Below are 13,985 nucleotides of genomic sequence, written 5' to 3'. Positions count from 1 at the left end.
CTGCGCGTCCCTGAGGGGTGGCGGCCGGGCGACGGGCGGGCGCAGAACACGCGTGGCTGAGTGCAGGACACGCGAACGCCTACCGGGATCCGCAACACGGGCCCCGGAAAACGCAACACGGGCCCCCGAATCCGCAACACGGGCCCCGGAACCTGCAACACGGCGGGTTACGTGCGGAGCTGCACCCGGCGGAGTTTGCCGACCGCGGTGTGCGGGAGTTCGTCGACGAGCTCCACGGTCGACGGCACCTTGTACCGGGCCAGCCGGGCCGCGCAGACGTCGATGACCTGCTGCTCCGACAGCGCCGCCCCGGGCTCGGGCCGCACGACGGCGCGTACGGACTCGCCGGCGCGCTCGTCGAGCACGCCCACGACCGCGACCTCGGCGACTTCGGGCAGCGTCAACACGACGTCCTCGATCTCACGCGGGTAGACGTTGAACCCGTTGACGATGATCAGGTCGTTGGCGCGGTCGACGAGGTGCAGGTCGCCGTCGGTGTCGAGGTAGCCGACGTCGCCGGTGCGGTACCAGCCGTCGGCATCCGGGCCGTGGGCGCCGTCGGGCCAGTAGCCGCTGAACAGGTTGGCGCCGCGGACGGCGACGAGCCCGGTGAGACCGATGTCGTCGCCGAACGCGTCGTCGGGGTCGGCGGGATCGAGCGGGGCATGCGCCGGGGAACCGTCACTGTCGACGAGGCGCAGTTCGACACCCGGCAGTGCCCTGCCGACCGAACCCGCCTTCGCCTGGCCGGTGACCAGCGTCGACGTGACGACGGGTGCGGCTTCGGTGAGGCCGTACCCCTCGTAGACGGCCTGTCCGGTGGCGTCGGTGATCGCGTTCAGTACGCGCGGGTGCAGCGGCGCGGCACCGGACAGGAAGGTCTCGACCGTGGCCGCCGCGTCGGCGAGTTCTCCCGCGGGGCTGCTCGCGAGGTCGGCGTACATCGCGGGTACCCCCACGACGACGCTGATCGCGTGGGTGCGGCAGGCGTGCAGCGTGTCCCGTGCGTCGAACCGCTGGGCGAGCACGACGGTCGCCGCGGTCGCCGTCGGCACGAGCAGTCCGGGGCCGAGGCCGTAGATGTGGTGTAGCGGGACGGCGAGCAGCGTGCGATCGGGTCCGTCCCCGGTGGGCATGACGGCGGCAAGCTGGCGCACGTTCGCCAGCAGCGCCCGGTGCGACAGCAGCACGCCGCGCGCGGGGCCGCTCGTGCCGGAGGTGTAGACGATCGCGGCGATGTCCTCCCCGCTCGCTCGCGGCGCAACGGGCTGCGAGCCACTCGGCTCCACGGGCTGCGGCGGCCGGGACTCGGCGACCGCCGGCACCTCGGCGCCGTGCCCGTCGGGACCGGCTGCGTCGGGGTCGGCTGCGGCGGGGTCGGCTGCGTCGGGGTCGGCTGCGGCGGGGTCGGCTGCGGCGGGGTCGGCTGCGGCGGGGTCGGCTGCGGCGGGGTCGCCCGCAGGGCCGTCGGCTGCGACGTCGCCGGGGCGACCGAGGTCCGGTGCGAGGGCAGGCACGTCGCCGAGGCCGGCGTGGGCGACGAGGAGCCGGGCGCCGCAGTCGGTGAGCCGTTCGCGGGCTTCGGCGTCCGGGGCGGTGGGTGAGAGCGGGACGGCGATCGCTCCGGCCCGGAACACGGCGAACAGGCCGATGACGAGTTCGGCGCAGGTCGGCAGCCGCAGACCGACGCGGTCGCCGGGGCGCACGTCGGCGTCGGACAGGCGGCGCGCGAACACGTTGACGGCGGCGTCGACGTCGGTCCAGGTCAGCGTGGCCGTCGAGGCCGGGTCGATGATCCCGTCGGCGTCCGGCCGCTGCCGCGCCGCGGCCGCGACGAGGTCGGCGACGTTCTCCCCCGGTTCCTCGGTGCTCCCTGCCATCCACGAACCTCCTCGTCCCCCGCCCAGAGTGCCCGCCGAAGGCACGCGTCATAGCGGCCGAACATCACCGTCTCCCGATTGCAACGATGACACCACTACCTACTAGGCGGTAGCTACGCGTATGCTCCCGTGACGACGTAGTGGCGGTGATCACTCCAGATCACGCGAATGTCCGGGAACGGCCCCGGAGGAGGTGCAACACGATGAGCCTGCCAATCGCTGTTGCTGCTGGTCCAGCACGCGCCCCGCTGTACGCCGTACCCGATCCCGAGCCCGCGGCACCCGATCCCGCAGCCGAGGGCTGGGACCTCGTGCACGCCGCACAGAGCGGCGACCGGGCGGCGTTCGGCAAGCTCTACGACCGCTACGTCGACGGCGTGTACCGCTACGTCCTCCTCCGGGTGAGTGATCGTCACCTGGCCGAGGATGTCACGAGCGAGACGTTCCTGCGCGCCCTGCGGCGGATCACGTCGATCAGCTACCAGGGCCGCGACGTCGGCGCCTGGTTCACCACGATCGCCCGTAACCTGGTGCTCGACCACGTGAAGTCGAGCCGGTTCCGGCTCGAGGTCGTCACCGACGAGGTTGCCGACCCCACGACGCCCGGCGCCGCGGTGGCGGGCGCAGCGGGCACACCGGGACCGGAGCAGCAGGTGATCAGCCGCAACACCAACGACGAACTACTCCGCTGCATCAGCGACCTCGGCGACGACCAGCGCGAATGCATCATCCTGCGGTTCATCCAGGGCTTCTCGGTGGCCGAGACCGCCCAGATCATGGAGCGGGGCGAGGGCGCCGTGAAGGCGCTGCAGCACCGCGCCGTCCGCAGGCTGGCGAAGCTGCTGCCCGACACGCTGCTCTGAGCTGTCGAGGGCGTGCCCTCGCTGCGGCCCTGCCGCCTGCGGCACCGCCCGCCTGCCTGCGGCACCTCCCCCGCCTGCCGACCGATCGCCGCCGACTGCTGACCACACGCTGTAACGCACGCCACCCGCGGGGTGGACACCCCGTAACCGCCGCGGCGCCGACGTCGTTGTCCCGGCAGACACATCGAGACGTCCAGGCCGGCCCCGCGCCGGCAAGCCGGGAGGCGTTGCCACCGTGGAGCCTCCACGAATCCCGCGGTCACTCCGCGCGCGGCGATCCCGCGGCACCGGTGACGCGGACGAACGCTTCGCACGCGCCGTCGAGACCGAGGAAGCCGACCACAGCGGCGAGTTCGCCGACGAGCTCGCCGTCGTCGCCGCGCTGCGCACCCTCGGCGAACAGGGCACCACCCACCACGACACCGCCCACCACGACACCGCCCCACACGACACCGACGCCTTCGGCAGTGAAGCCTTGGGCAGCGACCGTGACGGCTCCCTCACGCTCGCGGCCCGCATCCGCATCACCGACCGGGTCCTCGCCGTCGATACCGACCCGGTGCCGGACCGGCGACTCGCCGGCGCCCCCGACCCGCGGCAGCCCGAGCACGGTTCACCGGAGCAGGACGCACCGCAACCGGCGCTCAGCGGCCACGCCGACAACCGCCACGCGGACAGCGAGGACGCAGGCAGCAACCACGCAGGCAGCAGCCACACAGGCAGCAGGAACTCGCGCAGGCGTCGCGTACCCGCCGTCACCGCGGGAGCCGTCGCCGCGGGGGCGGCCGTGCTCCTCGGCGCGGCGGCAACGGCACTCACCGCCTCCGACGACGCCAGACCCGGCGAATCCTTCTACGGCCTGAAGCAGCTGCGTGAGGACGTGTCGCTGGCCCTCACCTTCGACGACGAGGACCGCGCGTTGCGGCAGCTCGGGTACGCCTCCGACCGGATCGGCGAGCTGCGGTCACTGGCAGGCGACGGCTCCCTCGACGACAAGGCCCTGGACAGGGGTCTCGCCGACTTCACCGACGACACGCGCTCCGCCGTCACCACGCTGACGAATCTCGCCACGACCTCCGGCGGCAACGAGCTCGGCCGGCTGCGCGAGTGGGCCGCCACCCAGACGTCACGTCTCACCCTGCTGCCCGGTGCCGCCGACGGACAGCGGCTGCTCTGGCGTATCGAGCAGCGAGCGGGCGCACTCGACGAACGCATGTCGTGCGTGACGATCACCTCGGGCGGTGCCGACGACCTCGGCGTGCTGCCCGCGCGCGGAACCTGCACCGCGGCAGGCACGCGCGAACCCGGCTCAGCGCAGTCCGCCGGCCCCCGGCCGAACCGCGACATCCTCGCAGACGACGACACCTCCTCCGCCGGGCCGGACGGTGGCGGAGACGGCACCGGGCCCACCCACGCCGGACCCGACGGCACCGTTCGGCCCGGCGGAACCGTCACGCTGGCATCGGACCTTCCGGCGAGCGTCCGTACCGACGACGATCCGGTGCAGGCCACGCCGCGCTGGACGCCGCCCGAACCGGCAGCGGCACCCGAGGTCGGCGGCGCCGCGCCGGAGCCGCCGACCGGGCCCCGGCTGCCCGACGGCTCGGGCGAGCAGGACGGCCGCCTGACCCTGACGACCCTGATCGAGGGGCTGGGAGGAGTGGTGCCATAGCCCGGGGTGAGCACCGGAAAGCACTCCGCGACCACCCGTTATCCTGACTACTTCAGTGCACAGCCAGGTGAAGGCCGGATTCGACCGTGGAGGCGGTGTGCGTGGCGCTGTGGCGGGCCCGCAGTAAGAAACAGGAACGCGAACGGCTCGCTGCCCTGGCAGGTGAGGCGTCGGCCGACGCTGCCGTGGCGATGGGGGCCGAAGCGGCACAGGCCGACGGCGCGGCACAGCCGGACAACGCGGCGCAAGACGGCACCGCAGACGGCGGCACGGCAGAGGGCGGGACCGCAGAGGGCGGCGGCACGGCGGGAGCCGGTACGGCCGTCGCCGAGCCGCTGGACACCGGCACGATCGGGCAGGCGGGCGAACCCGGCACCGCCCAGCCGTCCGGCGCCGACGCCGCCGAGGTCGACGAGGCTCCCCCGCCTGCGCCGCCGGACCTGACCGCTGCGGCGTTCTTCGACGTCGACAACACCATGATGGTCGGTGCCTCGATCTTCCACTTCGCCCGCGGCCTGGCCTCGCGGAAGTACTTCACGGCGTCCGACCTCGCCGGGTTCGCGATGCAGCAGCTGCGGTTCCGCGTCGGCGGCAAGGAAGGCAACGTCGACGGTATCCGTGAGCAGGGACTGTCGTTCGTCGCCGGGGCCACGGTCGAGCAGCTGAACGACGTCGGCGAAGAGATCTACGACGAGCTCATGGCCGACAAGATCTGGGCGGGAACCCGCGCGCTGGCGCAGATGCACCTGGATGCCGGCCAGCGCGTCTGGCTGGTCACGGCGACGCCCGTCGAGCTGGCGGCGATCATCGCGCGGCGCCTCGGGCTGACGGGTGCACTGGGCACGGTCGCCGAGAGCGTCGACGGTGTGTACACGGGAAGGCTGGTCGGGGACCTGCTGCACGGCCGGGCGAAGGCGCACGCGGTGCGTGCGCTGGCCGCGCGTGAAGGCCTGAACCTGCGTCGGTGCACCGCGTACTCGGACTCGCAGAACGACGTGCCGATGCTGTCGGTGGCCGGCACGGCGGTGGCGGTCAATCCGGATGCCGAGCTGCGTGACACGGCGCGCGCCCGCGGCTGGGAGATCCGCGATTTCCGCACGGGCCGCAAGGCCGCGAAGATCGGCGTCCCGTCGGTCCTCGGCGCGGGAGCGGTCGCCGGCGCGGTCGCGGGTGCCGTCGCACACCGCCGCCGCTGACCACCACCCCGTCACACCCGATGACCATCACTCCGACAGGGGTTGTGCCCCGAAGGGCACCTTGGCATCAAAAACAGCCGCGCGCCAGCGTGCCGATGAGGGGTGGTGGTCGGGCTGGCGGGCGGGAGCCCCGAAGGTGCCCTTCGGGGCACTCAAGGCATCGCCGGGAGGCTTCCGAGGGTGGTCAGCCGCTGAAGACGTTCCGGCGGCGGGCGAGGCGCCGGTAGAGCATCTGCTGGATGCTCTCGCGTACCTGGTCGTTGAGGTTGAACACGCGCATCGGGTCGTCGGCGGCCTCGGGGCCGTAGTCACCGGTGGAGATGGGCTCGCCGAACTCGATCGTCCACTTCGTCGGCAACGGCACCGCACCGAGCGGGCCGAGCAGCGGGAAGAACGGGGTCACGGGGAAGTACGGCAGGCCGAGCAGCCGAGCGAGGGGCTTGATGTCGCCGATCTTCGGATAGATCTCCTCGGCTCCGACGACGGAGACCGGGATGATCGGCACTCCGGTCCGCATCGCCGCCGACGCGAACCCGCCGCGCCCGAATCGCTGCAGCTTGTACCGGGCCGAGAACGGTTTGCCGACGCCCTTGAACCCTTCGGGCCACACGCCGACGAGCTCACCCGCGCGCAGCAGTCGCTCGGCGTCGGGATTGCACGCCAGGGTCTGCCCCGACTTCCGCGCGAGCGTGCCGAGCACCGGCGTTCTGAACACGAGGTCGGCGCCGAGCATGCGCAGGTGACGCCGCTGCGGATGCTGTTCGTGGACGGCGAGCGCGGTCATGACCGAGTCGATCGGCAGCACGCCGGAGTGGTTGGCGACGAGCAGCGCGCCTCCGTCGGCCGGCAGGTTCCCGGCGCCGACGGCGGCGACCCGGAACCACTTCTCGTACAGCAGCTTCAGCGGCGGCAGCACGAGCGCATCGGTCAGCTCGGGGTCGAACCCGAACTCGTCGACGGTGTAATCACCGGTCAGGCGGTTCCGCAGGAAGGTAAGCAACCGGTCGAGCGGCTCGTGCGGGTCTGCCGCACCCGTGCCGGAGGCGGGTGGCGTGGGCAGCTCGACGACGGACGCGTCCCGGTCGGCACCACCGCCGTGCTCGACCTCCGCTGCATGATCCCGATCGCCACCGGGTGATTCGTCCCGGCGCAGTCGGATGACCTGCGCCGACGAGTCGCTCCTCATTCCCGTTCCCTCCTGCCGCCTGCGTCCGGGAACGCCGCCGCAAGCCGCTCGCCGTCGACGACGGGGCGGATACCACGTCCGGTGAGGTAGTCGTCGAACGCGTCGCGGGTGCTCCAGCCGGGCGTGTACCCGAAGTCCTTCTCGAGCCGGGTGGTGTCGACGACGCGGCCGAAGTTCAGCAGGCTGACCTGATCGGCGGAGAAGTCGACGATGCGGGCGCTGCGCAGGACCTTCCCGACCGAGGGCAGCGCGGTGCGCGGCAGCGGCAGTTCGACCTTGCCCGCACGGCGGATGGCCTGTCCCAGCGTGAGCACGCCGTCGGCGGCGACGTTGTACACGCCGGGCCGGTCTTCGAGCGTGGCGAGCTCGAGCGCGGCCAACGCGTCGGACGAGTGCAGCACCTGCAGGCGCGGGTCGAAACCGAGAACGGTCGGCACGACGGGCAGCGCGAAGTAACGCGTGAACACGGTGTCGACGTCGGGGCCGACGATGTTGGCGAACCGGCCCATCGTCACGGTGAGGTCGGGCCTGCGGCGCATCAACCCGCGGACGTAGCCCTCCATCTCGACCGCGTCCTTGGCGTAGCCGGACGGCGACGTCGGGCCGAGTTCGGTGTCCTCGCTGAACACGGCGGGCGATCGGGCACCCGCACCGTAGACCGCGGCCGAGGACTTGACGACGAGCTTGCGCACGAGCGGCGACTTCTGGCACGCGGCGAGCAGCCGCATCGTGCCGATGACGTTGACCTCTTTGACCGCCACGCGCCGCGTGGGGCCCGCGGGATGCGCGTGGGTGGAGGCGTGGACGACCGTGTCGACCTTCGCCGAGCTGATGATCTTCGCGATCAGCGGGTTGCGAATATCGGCACGCACGAACTCGGCGTGACCGGCCCTGCGGAGGATCTCCGCGCGGGGCGGTGAGGTGTCGACGCCGATGACGCGTTCCAGGTCCGGGTTGTTACCCAGCCGCGCGAGCAGCCTGCTGCCCAGTTCTCCGGCAACGCCGGTCACAAGAACATTGGTGGGCGGCATCGGCGGCATCGGCGGCATCGAACCCCCTGGGTACGGCAGGCGCTGACGCTCGGAAACCCGGCGTCGTCACTGATCGTACGCGCTGCGTGTTCCGCCGCAGAGGCCGCTTACAGGCAATTTACGAGCCCGACCGATCCGGTCGGGCTCGCGTTCGCTTCGGGAGGTGCCGCTTCGGGAGGTGCCGCTTCAAGTGGTGCCGTTGTCGGGTGCACCACCGGCACACCGCGCGTCCGTCCGGGTGAACCGGCGGACGCGCGGGCGCGGAGTCCCCGGGCTTACTTGCCCTGCTTGCGACGCTGGACGCGCGTGCGGCGCAGAAGCTTGCGGTGCTTCTTCTTGGACATACGCTTCCGGCGCTTCTTGATGACCGAGCCCACAGGAACTCCTTCAACCGATCGATCGTGACGATGCGCGGGCGGCACACGAACGCGGTCACCGCGACGACATCGCGGCGGCCTGCACAGGCCACACCTCTCCGCGGCGGGTGCCGCAGAACGTGACTCGTGCGTGGGACGACCACGCGCACGGCCTACCAGGTTACCCGGGGCTCACCGCGGGTTTTCGAGCCGGTCCTCGGAGAGGGTCAGCCGGCGTCGAAGTACGCGTTGTCCAGATAGTCGTGGACAGCTTGTTCCGGCACCCGGAACGACTTGCCGACGCGAACCGCCGGAAGCTCCCCCGAATGCACTAAGCGGTAGACGGTCATCTTGGAGACTCGCATCAGCGACGCCACCTCAGCGACCGTCAAGAACTGGACCTGCCGTGGTCCTGGCAGGTCGTCGTTACCTTTCGCCGGCATAGGTCTCACCGTGTCCCGTTTCGGGCACGTGTCACGCCACGCGGCTTCCCCTCCGTGTGGCTTCGACACGTACGTGCTAATACGAGGGTAGCGGGACTGGTGTGGCGGATGCGACGGCCGTCGAGGCGACGGTCCATGCGAGTGGGTTACTCCTCGTGAGCCCTGCCCAACTCGACGGAGCGATCACGGGCCGATTCGATGGCGTCGAGCAGGGCTGCACGCACACCGTGCTTCTCGAGTTCGCGAATGCCATTGATGGTCGTTCCACCCGGTGAGGTGACGTTCTCGCGCAGCATCACGGGATGCTCGCCCCCCTCGTCGAGCATCTTTCCCGCACCGACGGCCGCCTGGACGATCAACTGCTGCGCCACGGCGCGGGGCACGCCGAGCAGGATGCCGGCGTCGATCATCGCTTCGACGAGGTAGTAGAAGTAGGCCGGTCCGGAGCCGGACAGCGCCGTGACGGCGTCCTGCTGCGCCTCCGGCAGCACGACGACCTTGCCGACCGACGACAGCAGCCGCTCGACGGTCTGCAGCTGCTCGTCGGTGGCGTGCTTGCCGGGCGAGACGGCACTCATGGCCGCGCCGACGAGCATCGGCGTGTTCGGCATGACGCGGACGACGGGTGTCCCGGCCGGCAACCGGCGCTCGAACAGCGAGGTCGGCAGGCCCGCGCACATCGACACGACCAGCGAGCCGGGGCCGATGAGACCGGCCAGCTCGTCCAGCACCGGTTCGATGTCCTGCGGTTTGACGGACACGACCAGCACATCGGCGCGCTTGGCCGCTTCGGCGACCTCCACGCCCGCCACTCCGTAACGGTCGGTCAGTTCCGCGGCCCGCTCCGGATGACGCTCGGTGAACAGCAGGTCGCCGGCGTCGTACCCGGCATCCAGCAGTCCGGACAACAACGCCTCGCCGATCTTCCCGGCTCCCAGCACCGCAACAGTCATGGTTCAAGGCTAGGCAGCGGCGCGAAGCGCCTCCGTGAGGGGTGGTGGCCGGGCAGGCGGGCGGGCCAGCGGCGCGGAGCGCCTCCGTGAGGGGTGGCGGCCGGGCAGGCGGGCCGCGTCAGCCCAGCGGGGCCAGGGCGAGTTGGCGGGCCTGGCACACGATGCGGTTCTGCGAGTCGACGACGAGGGCGTCGGAGTCGAACCAGCCTTCGTGGACCGAGCGGCTCTCGACGTGCACCCGCAGCCAGCCGGGAGCGGGACGGGTGCGGATCAGTGCCGTCAGCTGGGCGGTCGGCGCCCAGCCCGCCCGGCCGAGGTTCAGCACCACGGGCGGGTTGATGTCACCGGCCAGCAGCGCGAAGTACGGATCGGCCACGCCGCCGCGCGGCCGCACCCACAGCCGCAGCCGCGGCGGATCGCCCGTGCGGCCCGCGAGGTATCCCGCCGTGGCCGGGTCGATGCGCACGTCGCACCCCTGCGCGAGATGGAACACGCCTTCGGGGTCGTTGCCGTCGAGCGCGACGCACCCTGCCGGGGGTTCGGCCGGCGCGGACGGGGCGTCGTTCCAGTCGGGCCTGCGCACAGGAAGCCGCCCGGCGGTGACCCGCGCCTCGACGCAACTGCGCCCGCGCTGTTCGAGCGTGACCGCCACAACGGTGGCGCGCCTGCCGACCTTGCGGACATCGGTACGCAGCAGCACCGGGCCGATCGCGGGCGGGCGCATGAACTCCGCACTGACGACGAGCGGATCGATGGCTGGTTCGCCCGTTTCGCGGACTGCATCCAGCGCCGCCTTCGCCAACAGCGCCAGGAGGAAACCGCCGTGCGGATGCGCACCGACGGCCCATTCCTGCCGCAGGTCGGCGGTGAACGTCCCGTCGCCGAGGGAACGTGCGCCGCACGCCGCGCCGAACTCCGCGGCCGTCTCGGGGGTACTCACGGACGGCCGGCCGCCGACGCGACACCGGACACCACGGCACGGGACACCACGGCACCGGCCCCCACGACACGGGCCACCGCGGCACGGGCCGCTGCGAGCCCGGTCGTCCCGAGACCGGCACCGACCACCGCCGAACGGCTATCGACGCGCACCTTCTCCCCTTCCCCCTCCGACACTCGCAGGGCCGGTGTGCGGAAACCGGCGGCCGAGACCCCCTTGGTACAGCCGTACCGACTCCCGTACCCGCGAAGAATAGGCAGAGCCGGGCGGTGGTGCCCACCACAAGCGTTGCGGGCACCCGATTCGAGCAATGTGTTCACACCACGTGCACGCAGCATCACATCGAAAACGATACGGATGGTCACTGCGCGCGACACCCCCGCCCAAGGACAAGTTGATCTTGATAACGGCCGGTGGCGCACTCACACTGCGCATCACGGGTGACGACGACCCGAAACCGGAGTGGCACACGACACGCCGCCGGAACCTGCCGGCGATCACCGCGGACGACCGCACCCGTGACCGTGGCCGTGGCCGCACCCGTGACCGCGGCCGCGGCCGCGGCCGCGGCCGCGGACCTCAACCCAGGTGCAGGCGGGTGAACAGGAGCGCTTCGCTGAGCATCTTGGCGCGCTGATCCTCGGTGCGGGCGCTGCGCGTGTTCACCTCGAGGACGACCTGCCCACCGCGGGCATCGAAACCGTCCGTGCCGAGGCCTTCCAGCAGCTCTGCGCACGGCTGCGTGCCGCGGCCGGGCAACAGGTGCTCGTCCTTCGCCACCCCGGTGCCGTCTCCCATGTGGACGTGCGTGAGGCGGTCGCCCATCCGCTTCGAGAGCGCCAGCGCGTCCATGCCCGCCGTCGCCGTGTGCGACAGGTCCAGCGTGTAGTGGGCGTGCCCGACCTCGGTCGGGTCGACGGACGGACGGAACGCCGACACCTCCCGACCGCGCGGCGTGCGCACCGGGAACATGTTCTCCACGGCGATCCGCACGCCGCTCGAGAACTCGAGCTCGGCGACGAGGCCGGCGAAGGCCTCGGCGTAGCGCCGCTGCCAGCGAAACGGCGGATGCACCACCACGGTCGGAGCCTCCAGCTCGACGGCCGCCTCGACCGACCGCCGCAGCCGCACCACCGGATCCGGCGACCACACGCGCTGGGTGATCAGCAGGCACGGCGAGTGCACCGCCAGCACCGGCATACCCGTCGCCGTGCTGTGGCGCCGCAGCGCGGCGACGTCCTGGCTCTCCGGATCGGCCCAGACCATCACCTCGACGCCGTCGAAGCCCAGCGTCCGGGCCAGTTCGAACCCGGCACGCGCACGGAGCGGCCATACCGACGCCGTGGACAGTCCGACGGGGATCACGCGCTACTTCGTCACCAGCAGCAGCGCGGCGGGCGAGACCGTCACGACGAGTCCGACAAGGACAGCGAGCACCGTGGTCTGCAGATCGTCGGCACGGCGGACCTTGCGCACGATCAGCACCAGCCCCACGGTCACGACCAGCGCGGCGACGAGCGCAGCGGCAGGCAGCTGACCCCACAGCCAGTTGAACCCGAGCCACACGGCCGCACCACCCGCGACACCGCCCGTGAGCTGGGCGCCGAGCGCGAGCCACTGCTTCGCCGGTGACGGCTCGCCGGCCGGCTCGTCGCCGAGCTCCGGCGAACGGCCCGCGACGAGGTCCTCGTCGTCGTACCCGTCGTCGTAGGCGTACGGGTCGTCGTAGAGTTCGTCGTCGTAGAACTCGTCGTAGCGGTCGTCCTCGTAGCGGTCGTCGTAGCCGTCGTCCTCGTAGCCGTCGTCGTAAGGATCGTCGTAGTCCTCGGCGTAGGCCGCATCGTCGTAGGCGTAACCGTCGTAGGCCGCCTCGTCGTAGCCGGCGTATTCGCCGTATTCGTCGGCGTAGGCGTCATAGCCGTCGTACTCGCCCGCGTACCCGTGCTCGTAACCTGCGGACTCCTCGAGGCCGGTGTCGTAACCACCACGGGTGTCGGCCGTACCTGCCTGCGCCGCACCTGCCTGCGATGCCTCCGCCTGCGGCGCGCCGCCGAGGGCCGCGCCGATTCCCGACGCCTGCGCGGCCTGCCCGCCCGCCTGCTGCGGCACGTGGCCGTCATCGTCGTCATCGTCGTCGAAGTCCGGGGCGAAATAGCCCGTCGGGGGTCCTTCGTCCGGGTCGTCGTGCCGCGCGGGAGCGGCGGCGCCCGCCGCACTTCCGGCGTCTGCTCCGGCCTGCTGGTACCCGTCCGGCGTGGCGGGGTCGGCGTGTTCCGGCGGGACGACCGGCGTCACGCCGACCTCGGTGTCCTGCTCGGCACGCTGCTTGTCGCGCACCGGGGCCTGCCGCCGCTTACGGCGCCAGTTCGCCAGTCCGGCCGGCGGTTCGTCACCCCGCACGGGTCCCGAGGAGGATCGCTGCGCTCCACGTTCGTTCGCGTTGCCGTCGGCCACCGCCGGAAACTGTTCGGTGTTCGATTCGGGCTCGGCCGGCCGGCTGCCCGGCCGCCACGGGCGGCGCCGGCGAGGCGGCTGAGCGGGTGCCGGAGAGGGCGGCGCAGGATGCGCGGCAGCCTCGCCGGGCGCCTCGGCACCGTCCGGACCGGTCTCGGGCGGCACCTCGTTCTGCGGCACCTCGTTCTGCGGCTCGTTCTGCGACGGCTCGTTCTGCGGCGAGAAGAAGAAACCGCCCGACGACTGCTGCGGCGCCGGCGCGGCCCCGCCCGCGGGTGGCACCGGCGGCACGCCACCGCGCGTCGGCGCCTCCGGCGGCACCTGCGACTGCGGGGACGGCGCATGCGGCGCCTGTCTTGGCTGCGGCTGGGTCTGTCCCGATTGCGGCGCCTGTCCCGGCTGCGGCGCTTGTCCCGGCTGCGGCGCTTGTCCCGGCTGCGGCGCTTGTCCCGGCTGCGGCGCTTGTCCCTGCTGCGGCGCGGGTCCTGCCTGTGGCGGCGTGGCGAAGCCGTCCGAGTTCTTCCTGGGACCGCGCGGGCCCGGCTGCGGCGGCCGGCCCGGAGCGGGACCGGGACCACCTGCGGCGGGCGGCGGGCCTGCGGCGGGAGGGCCTGCGTCGGGGTGCACGCCGCCGGGCGCGCTGTTCGGCGCAGCGCTGTTCGTGGCAGAGCCGTTCGGTGCGGCACCGTTCGCGGGAGCACCGTTCGGCGCGGCACCATCGGGGCCGGCGCCCGGACGAGCACCGTTCGGTGCGGCACCGTTCGGGTGAGGACCGCCCGGTTGAGCGCCGTTCGCCGGCGGTGCGGACGACTCGTCCGGCCCGTCCTCCGAACGCACGCGCTCGATGATGGCCTGCGGGGCCGTGTCCGTGATGCTCGGCTGCTCACCGGTGTCGTCGGCAGCGCGACGCCGCCGCCGGCGCGGTGCGGCGCCGGCGGCTTGTCCGCCGTGTTGGGCGAGCAGTTCGGCAACGGTCTTCTGCTGCCGATCGCCGTCGCTGTCTCGAGTCAT

Annotated in this window: 13 protein-coding genes; 3 read left to right on the top strand and 10 right to left on the bottom strand. The window is 72.2% G+C overall.

The window, feature by feature from the left end; genetic code table 11:
• Positions 1-167: 167 nt before the first annotated feature.
• Positions 168-1,880, bottom strand: coding sequence for an AMP-binding protein (locus LY41_RS18695; RefSeq protein ID WP_253865366.1), 1,713 nt, complete (start codon positions 1,878-1,880; stop codon positions 168-170).
• 203 nt (positions 1,881-2,083) lie between these two features.
• Here LY41_RS18695 and LY41_RS18690 point away from each other — a divergent pair, with 203 nt between their 5' ends.
• The 3 genes from LY41_RS18690 (at position 2,084) to LY41_RS18680 (ending at position 5,611) form a co-directional block, all read left to right on the top strand.
• A complete protein-coding gene (locus LY41_RS18690) occupies positions 2,084-2,743 on the top strand; it encodes a sigma-70 family RNA polymerase sigma factor (protein WP_253865365.1) in 660 nt (219 codons plus the stop codon).
• 235 nt (positions 2,744-2,978) lie between these two features.
• The gene (locus tag LY41_RS18685; protein WP_253865363.1) at positions 2,979-4,415 is read left to right on the top strand and encodes a DUF5667 domain-containing protein; all 1,437 of its coding nucleotides are present in this window, start codon (positions 2,979-2,981) and stop codon (positions 4,413-4,415) included.
• 86 nt (positions 4,416-4,501) lie between these two features.
• Positions 4,502-5,611, top strand: a complete 1,110-nt coding sequence (locus LY41_RS18680; protein WP_253865361.1) for an HAD family hydrolase — start codon at positions 4,502-4,504, stop codon at positions 5,609-5,611.
• A 184-nt stretch (positions 5,612-5,795) separates the two neighbouring features.
• On the opposite strand, the gene LY41_RS18675 is transcribed toward LY41_RS18680, so the two are convergent.
• From LY41_RS18675 to LY41_RS18635, 9 genes are all read right to left on the bottom strand, one after another.
• Complete coding sequence (locus tag LY41_RS18675; RefSeq protein ID WP_253865359.1) at positions 5,796-6,797, bottom strand: lysophospholipid acyltransferase family protein; 1,002 nt, start codon at positions 6,795-6,797, stop codon at positions 5,796-5,798.
• Positions 6,794-7,828, bottom strand: a complete 1,035-nt coding sequence (locus LY41_RS18670; RefSeq protein WP_253865577.1) for an NAD-dependent epimerase/dehydratase family protein — start codon at positions 7,826-7,828, stop codon at positions 6,794-6,796. Before LY41_RS18670 ends, LY41_RS18675 begins: the two co-directional genes overlap by 4 nt.
• Before the next feature lie 275 nt (positions 7,829-8,103).
• Positions 8,104-8,205, bottom strand: coding sequence for a 30S ribosomal protein bS22 (locus tag LY41_RS18665; RefSeq protein WP_005453035.1), 102 nt, complete (start codon positions 8,203-8,205; stop codon positions 8,104-8,106).
• Between the two features lie 206 nt (positions 8,206-8,411).
• A complete protein-coding gene (locus tag LY41_RS18660) occupies positions 8,412-8,627 on the bottom strand; it encodes a helix-turn-helix domain-containing protein (protein WP_253865357.1) in 216 nt (71 codons plus the stop codon).
• Positions 8,628-8,773: 146 nt separating this feature from the next.
• Positions 8,774-9,580, bottom strand: a complete 807-nt coding sequence (gene proC / locus LY41_RS18655; RefSeq protein ID WP_253865356.1) for a pyrroline-5-carboxylate reductase — start codon at positions 9,578-9,580, stop codon at positions 8,774-8,776.
• Positions 9,581-9,698: 118 nt separating this feature from the next.
• Positions 9,699-10,520, bottom strand: a complete 822-nt coding sequence (locus LY41_RS18650) for a thioesterase family protein (protein WP_253865354.1) — start codon at positions 10,518-10,520, stop codon at positions 9,699-9,701.
• A complete protein-coding gene (locus LY41_RS18645; RefSeq protein ID WP_253865352.1) occupies positions 10,517-10,672 on the bottom strand; it encodes a hypothetical protein in 156 nt (51 codons plus the stop codon). Before LY41_RS18645 ends, LY41_RS18650 begins: the two co-directional genes overlap by 4 nt.
• 427 nt (positions 10,673-11,099) lie before the next feature.
• Positions 11,100-11,885 (bottom strand): sugar phosphate isomerase/epimerase family protein, encoded by a 786-nt coding sequence (locus tag LY41_RS18640; RefSeq protein WP_253865351.1) that lies wholly within the window; start codon positions 11,883-11,885, stop codon positions 11,100-11,102.
• Between the two features lie 3 nt (positions 11,886-11,888).
• Positions 11,889-13,985: an Rv0497 family membrane protein gene (locus tag LY41_RS18635; RefSeq protein ID WP_253865598.1), complete on the bottom strand. Its 2,097-nt coding sequence runs from the start codon at positions 13,983-13,985 to the stop codon at positions 11,889-11,891.

Source organism: Prauserella halophila (genome assembly GCF_024171895.1).
GTDB classification, from domain to species: domain Bacteria; phylum Actinomycetota; class Actinomycetes; order Mycobacteriales; family Pseudonocardiaceae; genus Prauserella; species Prauserella halophila.
The sequence above is the reverse complement of the archived record's forward strand: the minus strand, read 5'-3'. Positions and strand labels throughout refer to the sequence as shown.

What these genes read in the sequence shown, in the direction of transcription:
- LY41_RS18690 (WP_253865365.1), top strand. Translation starts at nt 2,084, where the DNA reads ATGAGCCTGCCAATCGCTGTTGCTGCTGGTCCAGCACGCGCCCCGCTG.
- proC (WP_253865356.1), bottom strand. Translation starts at nt 9,580, where the DNA reads ATGACTGTTGCGGTGCTGGGAGCCGGGAAGATCGGCGAGGCGTTGTTG.
- LY41_RS18695 (WP_253865366.1), bottom strand. Translation starts at nt 1,880, where the DNA reads ATGGCAGGGAGCACCGAGGAACCGGGGGAGAACGTCGCCGACCTCGTC.
- LY41_RS18670 (WP_253865577.1), bottom strand. Translation starts at nt 7,828, where the DNA reads ATGCCGCCCACCAATGTTCTTGTGACCGGCGTTGCCGGAGAACTGGGC.
- LY41_RS18660 (WP_253865357.1), bottom strand. Translation starts at nt 8,627, where the DNA reads ATGCCGGCGAAAGGTAACGACGACCTGCCAGGACCACGGCAGGTCCAG.
- LY41_RS18635 (WP_253865598.1), bottom strand. Translation starts at nt 13,985, where the DNA reads ATGACTCGAGACAGCGACGGCGATCGGCAGCAGAAGACCGTTGCCGAA.
- LY41_RS18675 (WP_253865359.1), bottom strand. Translation starts at nt 6,797, where the DNA reads ATGAGGAGCGACTCGTCGGCGCAGGTCATCCGACTGCGCCGGGACGAA.